The following is an 18,478-nucleotide window of genomic DNA, read 5'->3' as shown; positions in this document are numbered from 1 at the left end:
TATTTAGCTTCTATAACCCTTGCTATGCAGGAATTTAGGAGTTAGCTACAAAAATAATACTAGTAATAAATTGTGGCAAAATTTACTAACTTTGAGTTAAAGTAACTCCAATAAACTAATTATCTGGCTAAAAGGTGTTGACAGTCATCAGTCAACAATTACAATGGAGTATTTATTTATTGATTTCTCGTACTGTTTCACTTAAAAAATGATACAAATACAGACGTAAAGATGTATCAAGAGGATATTTGAAAAGGTGGGAGTATCGTAAAAAAACTCACAAGGCATATGCTGATAATTGTAGATACCAGCGCCGTGTGAGCAAATGACTAAGCTCGACTTTATCCAAATAAAAGAACGTAACTTTTGTTATTTGGCAAAAATTCTAGCTTTGTGGCAAAAACTTTTTCCTATATGGTTAGTTTTGATGAAATCGAAAAAGTCAAAACCTAAATTATAGCCGTCGCCAGTACTGTTAGGACATCAACAGACGAGCGAACCTAGACACAAAAAGACTTTTCACCCAGTCACCGAAGGGTGACGCTCCTGCGTCGCTACCGCTAGCGCTAACGCAGTCGCCTGATGCCACTTTGCTCAAGTCGAGCCACTGTCTTGCGGGGGTTCCCCCCGTTGTGGCAAGTGGCGTGGGAAACCCGCCCACACAAGTGGCTTCGGAGGGAAACCCTACCAAGAGCGCTGTCTCACCAGTCACCAGTCCCCAGCTATATATAAAGGTTTTAGCATATGCGTCGCTTTCTATGAAAATGGATAAAGTCGAGCTTAGTGTTATTTGAAATTATTCAACATACTAGAACCTTGGAATAAATTATTACATTTGTCTTCTTCTATGACGCAAAGACTGCTAAGTGCTTGTTGGTAATTTTCTGTATCTTCTTGTTCCATTGCCAATTTAGCAGCTGTGTTTAAATCTTGAATGGCTTGCTGATGATTTTGGTCTGATTCGCTACTAATATATTGTGCAAGTTCGTAGCGAACCATACCACGTTTGAGATAAACTTTCGCTAGTTTGTCATTAATTAGTAATGCTTGGTCGAAGTCAGCAAGGGCTTTTTGATATTCTTGACTGTAATCGCCACTATATTGAGCCATTTGATAGCGCACAGAGCCGCGCTGAAAATAAGCTTCTGCTTTGGATGGATTGAGGGCGATCGCTTCTGTAAAATCCGCAATTGCTTGTTTGAAATCTTCTATAGCTACACCGCTGTATTTAGCCATTTGCGAACGAACAACACCCCTTCTGAGATAAGCTTCGACTTCTCTAACGTTGAGTTGTAGAGCATGATTGTAATCGGCGATCGCTTGTCTGTACTCGCGATCGGGGTCGTTGCTGTATTCAGCAAGCATGTAACGAGCGTTACCTCGATTCACAAAACCCTTGACTTCACTGGGATTGATGTGTATGGCTTGGTTATAGTCTCCAAGCGCACCTTCGTAGTCTTTGAGATTGTAGCGAGCATTACCTCGGTTGACAAAAGCTCTAGCATAGGTAGGTTGCTGTTTGATCGCTTGGCTAAAATTTGCCACTGCTTGCTCGTAGTCTCGCGTTCGGTAAGCAGCATGACCTTGCTTGTAGTAATCGGTAAAGCTGAGAGTAGGATTGTTAGTTTTGGAACGAGTCATCAACGATTGTTGGCTGTATGCATTTTGGGATACAAATGGACGCGTAAATTTAATCATTACGTCCAGATATCCCAACATCCCAAAACCCAGCAAGCCAAAAATTACAGGATAAAACTTTGTCTTGCGGGAACGTTTGCGGGGAGAATAGGTTGCGGTGTTTGTTTGCTGCCAATAATTAAATTGGTGTAATGGTGTTACTGGCTGTGGTAAACCAGGAACTTGGGTGTAACGCCGCTTTGGTTGGATTCTCGGTTTGAGATGTTCTTTATTTTCTATTGCTCGATGTGATGGGAACGGATCGCGTCCGCCTAAGCGCAAAGCGCGATCGCACCAAGGACAGTTATGTAGGTGATTGTTGTAGCGATGCTGGGGATTGACGGTACAGGTAATCAGGCTATCTTCGGCTTCAGCTACTGCTGATAACCAATTTTGGGCATTGGGGCGTAATTGTGGGTCGTTGTGACCATCCTCAAAACAACGGAGAAATAGTTCTTGTAATTTGGGATGCAGAATGTCCCAAGCGGGTGCAATGGGTGTAGGCAGATAGGGAACTTGCCGCTTTTGACTGTAAGTAAAATGTCCAGCGGCAATGCGCGCTTCGTAGGGGGGTGGTTCGGAATTACCTTGGAAGATGCCAGAGAAGGGATGAGTGCCTTCCATTAAGAGTTGAAATATCAACACTGCCAAGCCAAATAAGTCATGGCTGACTTGGCGATCGTGTTGAGCAAAAATCTTATTCTGTAGTTCTGGTGGGGTAAACTCTGGTTTACCTACTGGACAACGGTAAACCACATTGCCTTCTGGGTCGCGCACTTGGAAGGAGTCGGTGTCTACCAAGGTGACTAATGCTGTGTCGCTGACGAGGATATTGGATTCATTCACATCGCCAACGCAATATCCACTGTTGTGCAAAGCGGCAAATGCTGCTGCTAAATTACGCGCAGTTCGCAGTAGGTACTGATAATTGAATAAAGGACAGTGTTCGCGACGAGTTCTAGGGTTGTAAAAGTCGATGATCGGACGCATCCCGCGAATCCGTGGCATTAAAAAGCCAATGATGCGATCGCCCTTGATTTTGTCATCGTCAGTGTCGTTGACTGGTGCTAGTAATAAATCCTCTGGCCAAGCGATGGAAATATGCCCTAAGTTAGCTGTGGGGTTTTCCGGTGGGTTAGCTAGCATCGCTTGGAGTTTGTTAGCGTGAGCTACTGTTGGCTTGTGATAAACCTTGGCTACTAAGTCACCATCAGACGGCACAGCATAGATACAAGCTTCACCGCCACGCCCTAGACTGACGCTGAGGTTGATAAGTTCTTTAGGAAGACAACGAAGTACCTGCATGATAAAGTTACAGTTAACGGGAGTTATTTAAGAGACTAGATTTGCAGAATCCCCAAAAAATTGCTGAGTGGTATGAGGATTCAATATCAGTGGCATCAGAGGAGCTATTGTTACTCAGCACTCAGCACTCAGCAATCAGTACTCCTAAAGGTTTATGTGTTGTTGAAGGCAGCAATAATTAGCGTCAAATCGTCATCGGTACGTTGCGTAATCCGTTCCGAATTTAAAAACTTCACCAACTGCTCTTTTGCGATTGTCCTGTCTTCGGTGTTCTTGACAAAATCGAATAAAGGAAAAAAGAACGGTTTGTGAGGTTCGCCAACAACCATATTTAAAGCCAGCATTTGCAGACCATCAGTGAGGGCAGCAACATTAACTATTGCTTCGCGCCACAATCTCATTTGGGCTGTATCGATGGCATCCAGTGAAGTCAAAAAAGTTGTTTCGTTGATGTATTCGCCATTGTTAGGTATAGTCAGTGCAATTAAGTTACCTTGACGATCCTTTACCACTGCCAAACCATCACCAATTTGGGCCGCTGCTGCCATGTCTGGTGTAGCGATCGTAATAATTAAGGTAGTTGCTAAATCTTGAGGCTGTTTGCTACAAGCCGCCGCCTCATCTTCCACTGCTTTTTTGGCTGCTAACAAAGCTTCATGTAACAGCGATTGAACGATCGCATCATCGCTAAGGGAGTCTGTGGTAATTTCTTGAATTGCTAAGTTTTCGATCGCTGCTTCCACAGCTACCATCGCTCCGATTTTTCCCTGACTGGCGGAACCCGCTCCATCGGCGGCGGCGGTCACTAACACATTACCCGGCAATACCTGCCAGTGGTGGGCATCCTGACACAGCTGCTTGTTTTTGATGTGGCTTGTGCCACAGACAGATGCGGCGACTACCCGCCAATGAGAAATCTGTTTTGATGTGTTCATAGATTATGTTCTGTCAGCTAGCTGTGTGAGTATGAGGCCGCGATCGCATTTAAATAGATCCCCAGCCTATCGGTGGTAGTGCTACCTGTTCGTCTACTTGCGAATGGGAAACCGCTGACATACTAGCCGATAACCAAACAAACATTTCAATAAAGTTTAGTCCTTTGAGTTTGAGAGGTGTACGCACAGCTATTTGATTTAAACGCCCCATATTAGCATTTTCCACACCCACGGAGAAAAAAGCTACGCGTTTATTAGCTTCATCTCCTTGTAAGCGCTGTGCCGCTTGTTCTACTACCTGCTCTAGTTCGCCCTGCGGCTCTCCATCAGTAATCATGAATACCCAAGGGCGGTAGTAAGCTATGCCGTTGGCACGATACAGGGATTTGCGCTCTTGAATCATATCTAAAGCTTTATGAATTCCCATACCCATAGTCGTTAATCCCTGGGCTGTCAGGATGGGCGGATTGAATTGATCGGCAGTCACAAAGTCTTGCACTACGTTCACATGACTATCAAACGTGACGATCGCCACCTCTACCCGTCTGGAAGCTAAGGAATTTTTCACTAATTCATCTTTTAAGGTCAGTAAGCCTTGATTTAAAGCTTCTATCGCTTCTCCTTGCATCGAGCCAGATGTGTCTAGCAACAATACACAAGGACAACGCGGTTCTGGGTTTTCAGCAAACTCTACTACTTCATCAAGTCTTAAGGTATCGTGCATAACTTCTTGTGTTATGTTATAGTCCAAAGCTTTATTTTCCTTTTTTCAAAGTATATAGTTTAGTTTCCGGAGCTTACGAGCCTAAAGGTAGATGTTTGGTCGTAGCTGTTGGAATCTTTATTAAAGAGATTTTTCTTAGCGATTTTTTTACAATATTGAAGCAATTCTTGACCATAATTTAGCTGAAACAGTATTTACCTGGAGTTAGCATCGTTTACATGAGTAAATCTACTAACCTATATATATAGAGTACACAGAACATAAATAAATGATAGGCAGATTTACGTATGCATAATGTTAAAGATTTTATGTAGAAAGTTTATTGTTTATATAAAACAAATTAATTGAAATCAACCATCTCAGGATGAAAAGTCTCAGGGCCTGGCTTTAAGAACTTGAGTCGAAAAAGAATATCCATAGCGCGCGATCGCTCTACACGCAACGAACTTTTTAATATATGTACATATTCTTCAAAAGAAAAATATTTTTTTTGAGGATAAAAATTACAACTAATAAGATACTGCATTGTCATACTTACCTTCTGTAACATTTCTCAAAATAACTTCAAAACATGAATAATTTTGGTACATTCACGGTACTACGTCCCCAGAGTTTGTTAGGCCAGTTATCTAGTTGTTCTGAAACTACTTGTTTGCAAGTTTTGAGCAACTCAGTTACCTGGTCTATTTACTTAGAGCAGGGGACAATAACTTATGCGACCCATTCAGTAGAACCCTTCGATCGACTCGAACGCCATCTGCGTCGCCTTAGCGATAAAATTCCTCGGCTGACTAGTGAAACTCGCGTCCAATTACGCTTGATGTTTGAAATCGACTCACAAAATCAGTTTACAGAAAATCGCACTGCTGAAATAAGTCAACCTTCTGAGTATCAAGCTATTCACTGGCTGATTAATGAAGGACATTTAGATACTACACAAGCCACAGTCCTGATTCAGGAATTGGTTAAAGAAGTGATGGAATCATTTCTATTAATCAAAACAGGTATTTTTTCATTAAGCAATTCGCAGCAGACAGTAGCAAAAATTTGCAGGCTAGATGTAGAAAAACTGATAGTTCACTGTCAAATGCAAATACAGCGTTGGCAGTCATTATCGCCTCACATTTCTTCTCCCTATCAGCGTCCGTACCTGTTGATTAGCAATGAGATACACAGCAAAAATTTTCCAGACATCCAGCCAAACTTAACTAGTTGGATGAAGGGTTTCAGCTTGCGCCATCTTGCTGCGATCATGAATCAAGATGAAATCCAACTGGCTAAAAATTTATACCCTTACATCATTCAAGGCGGGATTATATTGCACCAACCAGACCCCCCCTTTGATAAATTACCAAAGAATTTAGCTCAATTGTCATCATCTCCTAGATATACAACAGCATTACTTGATAGAGAATTAGTTGACACAGTAGTGTTAGAAAAAGATAATAATGCTGCCCCAGATTTTACAAATATTCCTATAGAAAATATAGCTAATGTTCGGGAGTTAGCAAAAATTTCTACTCCTCTAAAAGACAATATTCAGGAATTAACAATATCAAATAACATAAATCTTCCTCTTGAAAGAGTAACGGCTGCTACCGTACCTGCCAAACAAGTCTATAAAATTGTTTCTGTTGATGATAGCCCCACAATTCTCAAAGAAATTAGCCGTTTTTTAGAAAGTGAAAGTTTTTCTGTGGTTGCTATTGATGACCCATTAAAAGCGGTGATGTCGATTATTAGACACAAACCTGACTTAATTTTACTAGACCTAAATATGGCAGGAATTGATGGCTATGAATTATGTCGGCTGATACGAAATAACTCAATATTTCAGAAAACTCCTATTATTTTTGTCACAAGTCAGAAAGGCATTGTAGATAAAGTAAAAGCTAGATTAGTTGGGGCATCTGGGTATTTGACTAAACCTTTTACGCGGGCAGAATTATTAAAAATAGTCTTTATGTATTTGACTTGATAAAGTATTGGTTCCGATCGAGTCACCCGTGAATTACAAGCAGTTGAATTAGATTCTTGGCAAGAATATATTCTATGAAAAATAGATAACGATATCGAACTTGAACCAATTGTTGTATTAAAAATGACTTGTCAGAGTACAGGCTTTATCCATATCTTACGAGTTCCACCTGAAATGACATCGGCAAGAGAAGCTATTAGCTGGATCGATTGGGGAGTCGAACCGGATAATTTTAGCGTACAAACTTAAGTCCGATCTCGTTATTTTACTGTTTTCAAATTAATCAGGTAATATTCCCATACTGTAAATGTATCTTGGGCATAAACGTAGAGCGATGAGTCAGCACATATCGTTCGCTATGCACATTGTATGAGAAAATATTTTTATGAATACTAATCTCAAAGTTGTCGAAAACTTAATTCAAGAAGCCCTGGAACTTGGTGGTCAGACTTCTAAACGTGCCGTTATTGAAGAGGCACTACGAGAGTATGTGCAGCGTCGAAAGCAGTTGAAAATTTTAGAGCTATTCGGCACAATTGAATACGATGATAATTATGACTTTAAAGAACAGCGCCAAAGAATGTGAAAGTCATTGTTGATACATCAGTTTGGTTTTTAGCTCTCAGACACAATTCCAAAGTTGAGCATTCATCCCATGTTGTATTGTTTCGAGATTTAATTACAGATGGTCGAGTTGTTTTGCTGGGTGCTATTAGACAAGAAATACTTTCGGGAATTCGTCATACAGCTCAATATAATATACTGAAAAATTATCTCCATGCATTTCCGAATCTTGAGTTAGATATCGAAGACTACGAACTTGCTTCTGAGTTTTATTATGCTTGCGATCGCCAGAGCATTCTAAGTACAAACACTGATTTACTAATTTGTGCCGCAGCCGTTCGGAGAAATTATAAAATCCTAACCACAGACAAACATTTTGAGAATTTTAGTCAGTATATTCCGATAAAGTTAGTTCAATGCTAGTTATAGAAAGTGCTGAGGAGCCAGCACTTTGCACTTAAGGAATGGTAAGGGCGATCCGCATGGATTGACCTCTCCCCCAGCCCCTCTCCGCGTCGGAGAGGGGAGCTAAATTTCTCCCCCTTCCCTCGTAGGGAAGGGGGTTGGGGGGTTAGGTTTCTTTACAACAAGCCTGAGAAATAAGTATCAAAACCTTATCAAGTTCCTGTCTTACTTCTTCATTTTTAATCCGTAACAAACGCAGTCCGCATCCTGTCAAAACTTTGCCTCTTTCTACATCATATTCAGCTTGTTGTTCATGAATTTTTCCATCCACTTCTATCACTAATCTAGCCGCGTGACAGTAGAAATCTGCAATAAACCCATCAATGATTTGCTGACGACGAAAGTGTAAACCATGCAAGCGATTAGCACGAAGATGTTGCCAAAGTATTTTTTCTTCTGGTGTCATTTGGCGACGAAGTTCTTTTGCACGTTGTAGTTTAACTGGATTTACTTTTTGTCCAATAACAATGTTGCGATTTCCCTTCTCTTCCCGTGGCGAGGGTTGCTGTGATGTTGGATTGCTCATGTGTAAAGCATAAAGGCTTGTGTTGATTCATACATTATGGCTGACCTCTCCCCCAACCCCTCTCCGACGCGGAGAGGGGAGTCAGATTTCTCCCCCTTCCCTAGTAGGGAAGGGGGTTGTGGGGTTAAGTTTGTATGTAACTTTGGGAAGTACGATGCAAATTTAAATTGGTATTCAAAATAACTTATACTTTTAACATCAAGTTAATTATAAAATTTACTTATAGTTTTTGTTGATTTAGTAATTTTAGATTATACATTTTATTCAACTAGAACTTTTATGGAGGACTAACATAAAAGTTTCTAAATAACCATTTTTATTTATCTAACAAAGAATATTTAAAGAACAACCTTTAAATATTCTTTGTTAGATAAATACGTCTCTATATTCTCTAATATTTCTCTTAAATAGTATCTAACACTTTTTTGAATTTTCAATAACTCATCAGCAGTAGCGTTTCTGCCAACTTCCTCAAATGACTTAAAACCATGTGCTAAATCGTTTCTATTCGTTTTAATTGTTAATAAATCACTGCCATCTCTAGTTCTGATATTATTAGTTTGTGATGAAAATCCATAAAGTTTTGCTGTATTTCTTATTTCTCGTGCATCTACATTACCTGAAAATAGTCTTTTCTTATTCTCTTTCTTAACAAGAGCATCAAAGGTAACTGATATAATATCAACTGAAATATTTTGGAGACCTAGTAAAAGAGCATCTGTGGATTGTATATCTTTATCTCTAACATGATTAATAATAATTTTTCTTATTTCTTCTCTCACTTCATCAAAAGAAACTCTTTGAGTTATTAATTCATCAAAAATTGTTTCAATAGCATTACGCATTGTAGCTTCAACTAGGTTGTAGAGTAACAAATATCCTGTTGCTTTAAGAGTTTTTTCTAAATCATTGTTTATTGGTTTAGTTTTAATATTGTTAGCATTACCCATACTTAACAGAATTGAACCTTGCTCTAGGTTTTTCAAAAATAAAAAGTATTTACTAACTTCTTGAGCGAGTTCATCAAAATTTTGAAATAATATACTTCTCATGAATTACCTAAAAGCTGATCGCGAACATACTCAATACGATTAATAACTTTATTTTGCGAACTACTTGCATCAGATTTTGTTAATTTTTTAAATTCCTCAGAATCTAAAAAACTGGTAGATTTTAGTATTAATGTCGGATATTTTCTTAATGCTAGAGCAACTCCCACTGTAATAGATTCAAACTTAATTCTAGTTGTAGGTTCGTAGCGATTCTTGCTCTTTACGTAAGTATGCAAAGCATCTGGAAAATATTTTGTAACAAAATGCAGCATTGAAGAAAATTCATCTTTATACACATTAATATCTAATGTTTTTGATTCATTTTCTTGTTTTAAATAATCATCTAAAAACTTATGAATATTACTTTTACCAGGGTAGTTTCTATAATTATTTAAAAATGCAAAAAAGCGTAGAATAAATTCCTGTGGATCTCTCTTATTTATTTGAATTTCAGTAAAAGAGCATAAAGCACGAAATTGTTGTTCTTTTGACAATTCCTCAATTAAATCGAGAAACTTTCCTGGTTGAGATCCCCTTCGTTTCTCCATTTCATTCAATTCAACACTACCACTATTGATTCTCTCAAAAAGATCCCTTCTAATTTCTTCATCTGCTTCTTCTGTTAATTGAATCATTCTCATCGTGGTTCTATTAAAACGTCTTTGACGTGGTAACGGTAAATCTCGAAAAGTAAACCCATTCAGATTCTCCAATTTCTTAAGATTTTGTAATTTTAGCTCATTGTTAATAAAATTAGCTAAAGTCCGAATACGTTGGGTTCCATCTATAATTTCTAAACGTGCTAAATCGTCTGAACCTGATATATCAGCAACAAAAATAGAGGGGATTGGTAAACCTAACATTACAGATTCGATGAATTTTGATTGTCTATCTTCATCCCAAGCCATTTCTCGTTGATAGTCTGGAATAAATAATTCATTTTCGTCTTCATCTTTTCCATCTAAGTATTTTTGAACAATCACTTCTATGGGATATTCTAAGGTGTTGTAGTCAACACGCTTTGTTTTGTCACGAATTTCTGCTTCAGCGTTTTCTTTACGTTCATCTGTAATTTCTAATTGAGAACTCATAGTTGATAATTTACTTTTATTTATGTTTACAGATAGAAATGTTTCTACTACACCAAGTTAAAATGTATTCATATTATTACTCCTAGATTAAATTACAGTGTTTTAAGTATAAATTTTATCATGTAATAAAGTTCATAACTCATTTGAAATGCCGTAAATAAAATGTTACTTATACAGTAAAGGTGAGCCATCAAGACTCACCCTAATTAAACTACACTAACAACGCTTGATCCTCTTTAGAAATCACGCGCCCTTCATCCTCAAAACCAGCGATGCGATCAAAGTTCAAATACCGATACAAATCATCAGCAAAAGGATCGATCTTCTTCGCCACAATATCCATATATTCTTGCACCGTAGGAATGCGTCCTAACAATGCACAAACCGCTGCTAATTCTGCTGAACCGAGATACACTCGTGCATCTTTACCCATACGGTTGTTAAAGTTGCGTGTCGAGGTAGAAAACACTGTTGTGCCATCAGCAACTCGCGCCTGATTTCCCATACACAAACTGCATCCAGGCATTTCTGTCCTAGCACCCGCAGCACCAAAAATGCTATACACACCTTCTTCTTTGAGTTGGTGTTCGTCCATACGGGTTGGTGGTGCTATCCACAGGCGAGTTTTCACCTCCCCTGCACCTTCCAAAACTTTTGCTGTTGCCCGATAATGACCGATATTTGTCATACAAGAACCAACGAATACTTCTTGCACTGGGTCGTTAGCAACTGACGATAATAATTTCACATTATCGGGGTCATTGGGAGCAGCAACAATTGGTTCTTTGATTTCGTTCAAATCAATTTCAATGATTTCAGCATACTCCGCATCGGTATCTGCTTCCATTAATACGGGGTTTGCTAGCCATTCTTCCATTTTTGCCACACGGCGCAGGATGGTACGGGCATCGTGATAGCCTCTTGCTATCAAGTTCTTCAACAGCGCTACGTTGGAACGCAGATATTCAGAAACTGTTTCTACACTCAGTTTAATGGTAGAACCCGCACAGGAACGCTCGGCAGTAGCATCAGCAAGTTCAAAGGCTTGTTCCACTTTTAAATCGGGTAAGCCTTCAATTTCCATAATTCGTCCAGAGAAGACGTTTTTTTTATTCTGCTTCTCTACCGTCAGCAAACCTTTTTGAATTGCCACGTAGGGAATGGCATTCACGACATCCCGTAAAGTAATACCGGGTTGTAATTCACCTTTGAAGCGTACCAAAACTGACTCTGGCATATCCAAAGGCATGACACCCAAAGCACCCGCAAACGCAACTAACCCAGAACCAGCAGGGAAGGAAATGCCCAAGGGAAAGCGAGTGTGAGAGTCACCGCCTGTTCCTACGGTGTCGGGTAACAGCATCCGGTTCAACCAAGAATGAATAATACCATCACCAGGACGCAAGGCAACGCCACCACGTTGGGCAAAAAAGTCTGGGAGTTCGTGATGAGTTTTGATGTCAACTGGCTTGGGATAAGCGGCGGTGTGACAGAAACTTTGCATTACCAAGTCTGCACTGAAACCCAGACAAGCGAGTTCTTTCAACTCGTCGCGGGTCATGGGGCCTGTAGTATCCTGGGAACCAACTGTAGTCATAATAGGTTCGCAGGATGTACCGGGACGCACACCAGGTAAGCCACAAGCTTTACCTACCATCTTCTGTGCTAGGGTGTAGCCTTTGCCTGTATCGCTTGGTTGTTGAGGACGGATAAAGACGGTGCTAGGTTTTAAACCGAGTGCTTGGCGGGTTTTATCGGTGAGGGTACGCCCGATAAGTAGGGGGATGCGTCCACCCGCACGGACTTCATCGAGAATGGTATCGGGTTTGAGAGTGAAGGTGGAAATGACTTCGCCTGCTTCGTTGGTAATTTCACCTTTGTAGGGATAGATGGTTATCACCATCCCTGTTTCTAGCTTGGTGACATCGCATTGAATTGGCAAAGCACCAGCATCTTCAGCAGTGTTGAAGAAAATAGGCGCGATCGCACCACCTAAAATATACCCTCCAGCGCGTTTGTTGGGTACAAAGGGAATATCATTTCCCATGTGCCACAACACTGAGTTGATGGCAGATTTACGGGAAGAACCAGTACCAACTACATCCCCCACGTAAGCAACAGGATGTCCTTTCTTCTTCAACTCGGCAATAGTTTCTAAGCTTCCCGGTTGTCTTGACTCCAGCATTGCCAACGCATGTAAGGGAATGTCTGGGCGAGTCGTGGCTTGGGTGGCGGGGGATAAGTCATCGGTGTTGGTTTCGCCGGGGACTTTAAAAACGGTGACGTTAATATATTCTGGTAGCTGCGGACGAGTAGTAAACCACTCAGCTTCTGCCCAAGAGTCAATCACTTGCTTGGCGAAGGGGTTAGTTTTAGATAACTCCAAAACATCGTGAAAGGCATCATACACCAACAAAATTTTGCTTAAGGCAGTGGCGGCGTGTGCGGCTATTGGTTCTTTTCCTTGTCCGCCCATTACCAAAGGTGCATCGGCAGATTCTGATACAGATTTGGTGGGTAATTGCAGCAAGTCAATTAAAGCTTGGACGTTGTAGCCACCTACCATTGTTCCCAGTAATTCTACTGCTTCTATGGATGAAATCAAGGGACTGCTGATTTCCTTTTTGGCAATGGCGGTGAGAAATCCAGCTTTGACATAAGCAGCTTCATCAACACCAGGAGGAACGCGATCGCGCAATAAATGTAATAATGTACTTTCTTCACCAGCTGGCGGATTCTTCAATAGTTCGCACAGTTCTGATGTCTGCTTTGCATCTAAAGGTAAAGGAGGAATTCCTAGTGCTGCTCTTTGGGCAACGTGTTGACGATAAGATTCTAACATTCTACACTCCAAGATATTTAGCCAAACATTTGTTAAGTATTTATAATCACTTCCGAAGCTTTATGATAATTCAACTTCATAACTCTTGACGGTTGAATTAACAACGAAGTGAAGCTCATAACTTTAAGTTTTTCGTCTGGCTAGGACTTATAATTACACTGTAAAGCTACTTTTGCCGATAAAGCTATTTTAAATTGAAGAATTCAGGAGTCAGAATTAATTAGTGTGGGATTTAGACTTGCCACTAAATTTAAGAAGACTAAATCGAAGATTTAGTGTGGTATTTCACTGTTTATTCATACGCCACTTGTACTTAGGCAAATTCTGAATTCTGGACGGCAGTTGCTACAACGGAGGGAACCTCCGCAACGCACTGCCTCCTCCTGACTCCTGAATGCTGTATTGTAAAATTTGTTTTTGCATCTATCGATCGGATAAAATAATCCATTTGACTGTTGGCACACACCTTTTTTCTATATGTCCAAAATTTACACCGTAGAAATTAACCACCAAGGCAAAACTCATACTTTGCAAGTTCCTGAAAACGAAACTATCTTGTCGGTAGCTGATAGCGCTGGTCTAGATTTACCGAGTTCTTGTCATGCAGGTGTTTGTACAACTTGCGCCGGTCAAGTAATTGAGGGAACTGTCGATCAAACTGATGGTATGGGTGTGAGTCCAGATTTGCAAAAACAAGGTTATGTATTGCTTTGTGTTGCTTATCCCCGTTCGGATTTGAAAATTGATACCGAAAAGGAAGAAATAGTTTATCAGTTGCAATTTGGCAAAGACAAATGAAAGGTTTAAGGATGAAGCTAAATTAAACTCAAGTTTTTTACTTCATCCTTGATTCAGCTATTCTATAAATTACAAATCACAAGGATGTACCGTAATGACTACTCATTTTATTACCGCTGAAATTGACCTGCAAGAAACTCCTACAGAGTTACAAAAAGCAATTGAAGCAGAGTTGAAAAAACAAGGAGAACCCTTACGTTGGGCAATTACCTCTGTAGACGATACTCAACAAAAAGCTGTTGTAGAAGCCGTTGTGACTTCTGAGTGCTGAGTTCTGAGTTACCGAAGTTTGCTCAACGGGGGGAACCCCCGCACGCAACTTCTCGCTGAGTGCTGAGTGCTGAGTGCTGAGTTCTGCATAATTAGAAGTGCTAGAGGATTAGCAGCCTAGAACTTGAAGTTAGCGAATCAATCTGAAATCATTCTTAATGATTCCGACTCAGCACCAGACTTTTTATGAATCGACCTTACACTACTATTTTAATTATTCCTACTGGCGTTGGGGCAGCAATTGGAGGTTATGCCGGAGATGCACTCCCAGTTGCTAAAGTTTTAGCACAGGTTTGCGATCGCCTCATTACTCATCCCAATGTCCTCAATGGCGCAAGTTTGTACTGGAATATTCCCAATGCTTTCTATGTTGAAGGTTACGGACTTGACAAATTTGCCTCTGGATGCTGGGGTTTGCGTCCGGTTCGCAACAACAAAATAGGTTTACTTTTAGACCAAGGCATTGAGCCAGAATTGCGGTTGCGACATTTGCAAGCAGCCGACGCAGCGCGGGCAACACTAGGCTTAACTTTAACAGATTATGTGATTACTGATGCTCCCTTAAATGTAGAATTACGGTGTGCGCCATCGGGGGCGAGTTGGGGAACAATTGGCAACCCCGATAGTTTGCTTAGGGCAGCTGAGATATTAATTAAAAAAGCGGGGGCAGAAGCGATCGCAGTTGTGGCTCGTTTCCCCGATGATATGGATGAAGAAGCAGTGCAAAACTACCGTTACGGTCAAGGCGTAGATCCCCTAGCGGGTGCAGAAGCGGTAATTAGTCATTTAGTAGTACGAACCTTTCAAATTCCTTGCGCCCATTCTCCTGCCCTTGCAACCGCACCCCCAGATCCAAATTTATCGCCCCGTTCCGCTGCCGAAGAATTAGGTTATACTTTTTTACCGTGCGTACTTGTCGGCTTAAGTCGTGCCCCACAATTTATATTAGAGAAAGAACTAACGACATCTTTACAAGAAGATATTTGGGCAGATCGAGTAGATACTGCGATCGTACCTGCAAATGCTTGTGGCAGTAGTGCCTTACTGAGTTTAAGCCAGAAGCAATGCCAAATAATTACAGTGGAGGAAAATAAAACTTTAATACAAGTTCCTCCCCAACCCTTGGGGATCGAATCCATACAGGTAAACTCGTATTTAGAAGCAGTAGGTGTGTTAGTAGCACACAAAGCAGGTATTAATCCATCTGCTCTCCGTCCTAAATTATCCTCTTTGCAGTCAGTTGTCAGTTGTTAGAGACGCGATTAATCGCGTCTGTACAATGGTCAGTCAGTGGTTATTCTTCCCCTGCCTCCCCTGCTCCCTCATCTCCCTAAATACCCGTGGTAGAACAACAAAAACACGAACCAGAAATTCCCTACCTCACACGCATCCAAGTACTAGTAGCAATGGGAGCAACGGCAATTATCTTGTGGATAGTTGCCAAGCTGTGGTTGCACTTTGGTAATGTATCGCTGTTTAAGTGGTACTGGGATCAAAAGGATTTACTCTTGGGGCTGGCGTTGGGGTTAACAATTACAGCCTTGAGTGGTTTAGCCTATCGCTTTTGTCTTCCCTACCGGAAAAGTGCAGATTATTACCTGGAAGTAGTACTGAGTCCTTTAGCTTTGCCAGATTTAATTTGGTTGGGGTTGCTACCAGGGTTGAGCGAAGAATTATTATTTCGCGGTGTAATGCTACCAGCTTTAGGCTTAGATAGTGTGGCTGTCATTGTATCGAGTCTTTGCTTTGGTGTCTTGCACCTCAGCGGTTCCCAACAATGGCCTTATGTAATTTGGGCAACTATTATAGGTCTCATACTGGGATTTAGCACCCTCATTAGTGGCAACTTGTTAGTACCAATTGTTGCTCACATCACAACTAATTGGATTTCTAGCTATTTTTGGAAAATGTGGAAATTGTCGCAAATTAAAAATTAAAACAGGAGCAGAAGTAATAGGGAAAAGGTTAAAGGGCAAGAAATCTTTTTCCATTTTCCCTCTTTGTCTTCCATGCTCCCCCTGCTCCCTACCCCTTCATTGCTCTGAATCGAGCATAATCTAAGAAATCCAAATCTCGAAGCCATTACGGAGGTCTAGATGGACTTTACCGTTGCCATTTGTACTTATAACGGAGCTAAACGCATTCCAGAAGTTCTCGAATGTCTGTCCAAACAAGTCGATTTAGAAGGAATCAAATGGGAGGTGTTAGTTGTCGATAATAATAGCACTGATAACACAGGAGAAATTATTTCTAAATATGCTCAAAAATGGCGTTTAGATTGTCAGTTACGATGTGTATTTGAACCTATACAAGGATTAGCAGCAGCCCGTCAGCAAGCTATTGAAAGTGCCAAAAGCAATTTAATTGGTTTTTTAGACGATGACAATCTCCCTGTAGAAAATTGGGTATCTGAGGCTTATAGCTTCGGTCATAAAAATCCGAAAATAGGCGCTTATGGGAGCATTATTTATCCTAAATTAGATACACCAATTCCTGCCTATTTTAAACAAATTAATAGTCTTTTAGCAGTCAATAATCCTGGTGACAGCTCCTTTTGTTATGCACGAGATGCCAAACCTCGAAAAGTTCCGGCGGGCGCTGGATGTGTAGTTAGAAAGCAAGCATGGCTGGAGTGCGTTCCATCCAAATTGTCGCGTCAGGGTAGAGATGAAAATAAAAGCAAAATAGCCGGATGTGGCGAAGATACTGAAGCACTCTATCATATTCAAAATAGTCATTGGGAAATCTGGCACAATCCCCAAATGAAAATATATCACCACATTGAAGCCAGACGATTAGAAAGAGATTATCTTCTGAAACTATCTCGCGGTTTCGGACTAGCAAACTATACTTTTCGACTAACTCGACTTTATCCTTGGCAACGTCCTTTCATGGTTTTCTTAACTCCTTTTTATATAATCTCAGATGGTTATAAATTGATTTCCTACTATCTACGCTACCGCAACCAATTTGCTACAGATATTGGCAAAGCCTGTGAATATCAAGGTAGAATCGGACGCTTTATGAGTTCTTTTTCACTTTTGAAGTAAAAGGGATTGGGGATTGGGGATTGGGGATTGGGTTATAAAACGAACAATAACGATCTTTCTACCTTCTCGTAACTATGACAAACTCAAGACCTCAAATTGCTGTGTTCCTTCGCAGCCTTGCCAATGGCGGAGCCGAACGATTGATGGTAAATTTAGTAAACTATTTTGTTCAACAGCAATACAACGTTGATTTAGTACTAACTGGGATAGATGCAACTTACACCTCTTTAGTATCGCCCCATGTGCGAATTGTTGATTTGAAGTCTCCTAAGTTACCAATGAGTTTGCCCAAGCTGGTGCGTTATTTGCGACAGCAGCAACCTATCGCCCTCTTAACTGCACTGCACTATCCCTGCGAAATTGCCTTGTTGGCAAAGCAATTAGCTGGAGTTTCAACGCGGGTTGTGGTGTCGGAACATAATACTCTTTCTGTAGAAGCGAAAAATCTACCCCAACTGACAGCGCGTTTGAGTCCTGTCGCCGCACGCTTATTTTATCCTTGGGCGGATGCGATCGTTGCAGTTTCTCAAGGGGTGGCGCAAGACTTAGCTAATGTCACGCATTTGCCCTTGGAACGCATCCAAACTATTTACAATCCTGTTATTACTTCAGATTTATTAGAAAAAGCTAAAGAACCCATCAACCACCCTTGGTTTGCATCTGGAGAACCACCTGTCATACTTGGGGTTGGTAGATTAATAGCACAAAAAGATTTTCCTACTTTAATCCGCGCATTTGAGAAAGTGCAGCGCCAACAACCCTGTCGGTTAATGATTTTAGGAAATGGCAGAGAGAAGCAAAATTTATTGTCTTTAGTTCAAGAATTAGGCTTAAAGGATAAAGTTGCTTTACTTGGATTTATTAATAATCCCTATGCTTATATGGCTGCATCAGCTTTATTTGTTTTATCTTCCGCTTGGGAAGGTTTTGGTAATGTTTTAGTAGAAGCAATGGCAGTGGGAACTCCGGTAATTTCAACTGATTGTCCGAGCGGCCCGGCAGAAATTTTAGATAATGGCAAGTATGGCGAATTAGTTCCAGTTGGCGATCCTGAAGCAATAGCACAAGCAATTTTGAGAGTTTTGTCGGGTGAGATGAAATATGTCGAGCCAGTTTGGCTTGAGCATTTTACTTTAGAAGCGATCGCACAACAATATCTCGCTGTTTTAGGTGTTTAATATTAATAATTAGATTGAGTAAT

The 18,478-nt window shown here is 40.6% G+C and carries 18 protein-coding genes; 10 read left to right on the top strand and 8 right to left on the bottom strand.

The genetic code is table 11. The annotated features are described in order from the left end of the window. Positions 1-475: 475 nt before the first annotated feature. The 4 genes from I8752_RS02575 to I8752_RS02560 form a co-directional block, all read right to left on the bottom strand. Positions 476-712, bottom strand: coding sequence for a hypothetical protein (locus I8752_RS02575; protein WP_214430768.1), 237 nt, complete (start codon positions 710-712; stop codon positions 476-478). 74 nt (positions 713-786) lie between these two features. Continuing rightward, positions 787-2,982, bottom strand: a complete 2,196-nt coding sequence (locus I8752_RS02570; RefSeq protein WP_214430767.1) for a tetratricopeptide repeat protein — start codon at positions 2,980-2,982, stop codon at positions 787-789. A 152-nt stretch (positions 2,983-3,134) separates the two neighbouring features. Further along, entirely contained in the window at positions 3,135-3,917 is a 783-nt protein-coding gene (locus I8752_RS02565; protein ID WP_214430766.1) for a PP2C family serine/threonine-protein phosphatase, read from the bottom strand. Between the two features lie 49 nt (positions 3,918-3,966). Continuing rightward, positions 3,967-4,641 carry a vWA domain-containing protein gene (locus I8752_RS02560; protein ID WP_214430799.1) on the bottom strand — a complete coding sequence of 225 codons (675 nt, stop codon included), beginning with the start codon at positions 4,639-4,641 and terminating at the stop codon, positions 3,967-3,969. 571 nt (positions 4,642-5,212) lie between these two features. Here I8752_RS02560 and I8752_RS02555 point away from each other — a divergent pair. The 4 genes from I8752_RS02555 to I8752_RS02545 all read left to right on the top strand — a co-directional run bounded on the left by I8752_RS02555 (position 5,213) and on the right by I8752_RS02545 (position 7,606). After that, a complete protein-coding gene (locus I8752_RS02555) occupies positions 5,213-6,619 on the top strand; it encodes a response regulator (protein ID WP_214430765.1) in 1,407 nt (468 codons plus the stop codon). Between the two features lie 123 nt (positions 6,620-6,742). Next, positions 6,743-6,868 (top strand): hypothetical protein, encoded by a 126-nt coding sequence (locus I8752_RS37915; RefSeq protein ID WP_263985279.1) that lies wholly within the window; start codon positions 6,743-6,745, stop codon positions 6,866-6,868. Between the two features lie 136 nt (positions 6,869-7,004). Then, positions 7,005-7,205 (top strand): type II toxin-antitoxin system VapB family antitoxin, encoded by a 201-nt coding sequence (locus tag I8752_RS02550; protein ID WP_214430764.1) that lies wholly within the window; start codon positions 7,005-7,007, stop codon positions 7,203-7,205. Beyond that, on the top strand, positions 7,202-7,606 hold the full coding sequence (locus I8752_RS02545; RefSeq protein ID WP_214430763.1) for a PIN domain-containing protein: 405 nt from the start codon (positions 7,202-7,204) through the stop codon (positions 7,604-7,606). The genes I8752_RS02550 and I8752_RS02545 overlap by 4 nt, the downstream gene beginning before the upstream one ends. 148 nt (positions 7,607-7,754) lie before the next feature. Here I8752_RS02545 and I8752_RS02540 read toward each other — a convergent pair whose 3' ends face one another. The 4 genes from I8752_RS02540 to acnB form a co-directional block, all read right to left on the bottom strand. Next, positions 7,755-8,174, bottom strand: a complete 420-nt coding sequence (locus I8752_RS02540; protein WP_214430762.1) for an endonuclease domain-containing protein — start codon at positions 8,172-8,174, stop codon at positions 7,755-7,757. Positions 8,175-8,512: 338 nt separating this feature from the next. Beyond that, positions 8,513-9,226 (bottom strand): MAE_28990/MAE_18760 family HEPN-like nuclease, encoded by a 714-nt coding sequence (locus I8752_RS02535; RefSeq protein ID WP_214430761.1) that lies wholly within the window; start codon positions 9,224-9,226, stop codon positions 8,513-8,515. Beyond that, on the bottom strand, positions 9,223-10,317 hold the full coding sequence (locus I8752_RS02530) for a DUF262 domain-containing protein (RefSeq protein WP_214430760.1): 1,095 nt from the start codon (positions 10,315-10,317) through the stop codon (positions 9,223-9,225). The genes I8752_RS02535 and I8752_RS02530 overlap by 4 nt, the downstream gene beginning before the upstream one ends. A gap of 211 nt (positions 10,318-10,528) precedes the next feature. Next, the gene (gene acnB, locus I8752_RS02525; protein ID WP_214430759.1) at positions 10,529-13,159 is read right to left on the bottom strand and encodes a bifunctional aconitate hydratase 2/2-methylisocitrate dehydratase; all 2,631 of its coding nucleotides are present in this window, start codon (positions 13,157-13,159) and stop codon (positions 10,529-10,531) included. Positions 13,160-13,636: 477 nt separating this feature from the next. Between acnB and I8752_RS02520 the strand changes: the two genes are divergently transcribed. The 6 genes from I8752_RS02520 (at position 13,637) to I8752_RS02495 (ending at position 18,455) form a co-directional block, all read left to right on the top strand. Further along, entirely contained in the window at positions 13,637-13,957 is a 321-nt protein-coding gene (locus tag I8752_RS02520) for a 2Fe-2S iron-sulfur cluster-binding protein (protein WP_214430758.1), read from the top strand. A gap of 94 nt (positions 13,958-14,051) precedes the next feature. After that, positions 14,052-14,228: a hypothetical protein gene (locus I8752_RS02515; RefSeq protein WP_214430757.1), complete on the top strand. Its 177-nt coding sequence runs from the start codon at positions 14,052-14,054 to the stop codon at positions 14,226-14,228. A 185-nt stretch (positions 14,229-14,413) separates the two neighbouring features. Further along, a complete protein-coding gene (locus I8752_RS02510) occupies positions 14,414-15,481 on the top strand; it encodes a DUF3326 domain-containing protein (protein WP_214430756.1) in 1,068 nt (355 codons plus the stop codon). 86 nt (positions 15,482-15,567) lie between these two features. Further along, entirely contained in the window at positions 15,568-16,164 is a 597-nt protein-coding gene (locus I8752_RS02505) for a CPBP family intramembrane glutamic endopeptidase (RefSeq protein WP_214430755.1), read from the top strand. A gap of 159 nt (positions 16,165-16,323) precedes the next feature. Beyond that, entirely contained in the window at positions 16,324-17,277 is a 954-nt protein-coding gene (gene hpsE / locus I8752_RS02500; protein ID WP_214430754.1) for a hormogonium polysaccharide biosynthesis glycosyltransferase HpsE, read from the top strand. A 74-nt stretch (positions 17,278-17,351) separates the two neighbouring features. Next, positions 17,352-18,455 carry a glycosyltransferase gene (locus I8752_RS02495; protein WP_214430753.1) on the top strand — a complete coding sequence of 368 codons (1,104 nt, stop codon included), beginning with the start codon at positions 17,352-17,354 and terminating at the stop codon, positions 18,453-18,455. Positions 18,456-18,478: the final 23 nt, after the last annotated feature.

The sequence above is a fragment of the Dendronalium phyllosphericum CENA369 genome (assembly GCF_016056275.1).
Classification (GTDB): Bacteria; Cyanobacteriota; Cyanobacteriia; order Cyanobacteriales; family Nostocaceae; genus Dendronalium; species Dendronalium phyllosphericum.
Note: the sequence above shows the minus strand (reverse complement) of the source record. Positions and strands in the feature narration are given on the sequence as shown.

What these genes read in the sequence shown, in the direction of transcription:
- I8752_RS02555 (WP_214430765.1), top strand. Translation starts at nt 5,213, where the DNA reads ATGAATAATTTTGGTACATTCACGGTACTACGTCCCCAGAGTTTGTTA.
- I8752_RS02550 (WP_214430764.1), top strand. Translation starts at nt 7,005, where the DNA reads ATGAATACTAATCTCAAAGTTGTCGAAAACTTAATTCAAGAAGCCCTG.
- acnB (WP_214430759.1), bottom strand. Translation starts at nt 13,159, where the DNA reads ATGTTAGAATCTTATCGTCAACACGTTGCCCAAAGAGCAGCACTAGGA.
- I8752_RS02540 (WP_214430762.1), bottom strand. Translation starts at nt 8,174, where the DNA reads ATGAGCAATCCAACATCACAGCAACCCTCGCCACGGGAAGAGAAGGGA.
- I8752_RS37915 (WP_263985279.1), top strand. Translation starts at nt 6,743, where the DNA reads ATGACTTGTCAGAGTACAGGCTTTATCCATATCTTACGAGTTCCACCT.
- I8752_RS02510 (WP_214430756.1), top strand. Translation starts at nt 14,414, where the DNA reads ATGAATCGACCTTACACTACTATTTTAATTATTCCTACTGGCGTTGGG.
- I8752_RS02495 (WP_214430753.1), top strand. Translation starts at nt 17,352, where the DNA reads ATGACAAACTCAAGACCTCAAATTGCTGTGTTCCTTCGCAGCCTTGCC.
- I8752_RS02515 (WP_214430757.1), top strand. Translation starts at nt 14,052, where the DNA reads ATGACTACTCATTTTATTACCGCTGAAATTGACCTGCAAGAAACTCCT.
- I8752_RS02535 (WP_214430761.1), bottom strand. Translation starts at nt 9,226, where the DNA reads ATGAGAAGTATATTATTTCAAAATTTTGATGAACTCGCTCAAGAAGTT.
- hpsE (WP_214430754.1), top strand. Translation starts at nt 16,324, where the DNA reads ATGGACTTTACCGTTGCCATTTGTACTTATAACGGAGCTAAACGCATT.
- I8752_RS02560 (WP_214430799.1), bottom strand. Translation starts at nt 4,641, where the DNA reads ATGCACGATACCTTAAGACTTGATGAAGTAGTAGAGTTTGCTGAAAAC.
- I8752_RS02570 (WP_214430767.1), bottom strand. Translation starts at nt 2,982, where the DNA reads ATGCAGGTACTTCGTTGTCTTCCTAAAGAACTTATCAACCTCAGCGTC.
- I8752_RS02530 (WP_214430760.1), bottom strand. Translation starts at nt 10,317, where the DNA reads ATGAGTTCTCAATTAGAAATTACAGATGAACGTAAAGAAAACGCTGAA.
- I8752_RS02565 (WP_214430766.1), bottom strand. Translation starts at nt 3,917, where the DNA reads ATGAACACATCAAAACAGATTTCTCATTGGCGGGTAGTCGCCGCATCT.
- I8752_RS02520 (WP_214430758.1), top strand. Translation starts at nt 13,637, where the DNA reads ATGTCCAAAATTTACACCGTAGAAATTAACCACCAAGGCAAAACTCAT.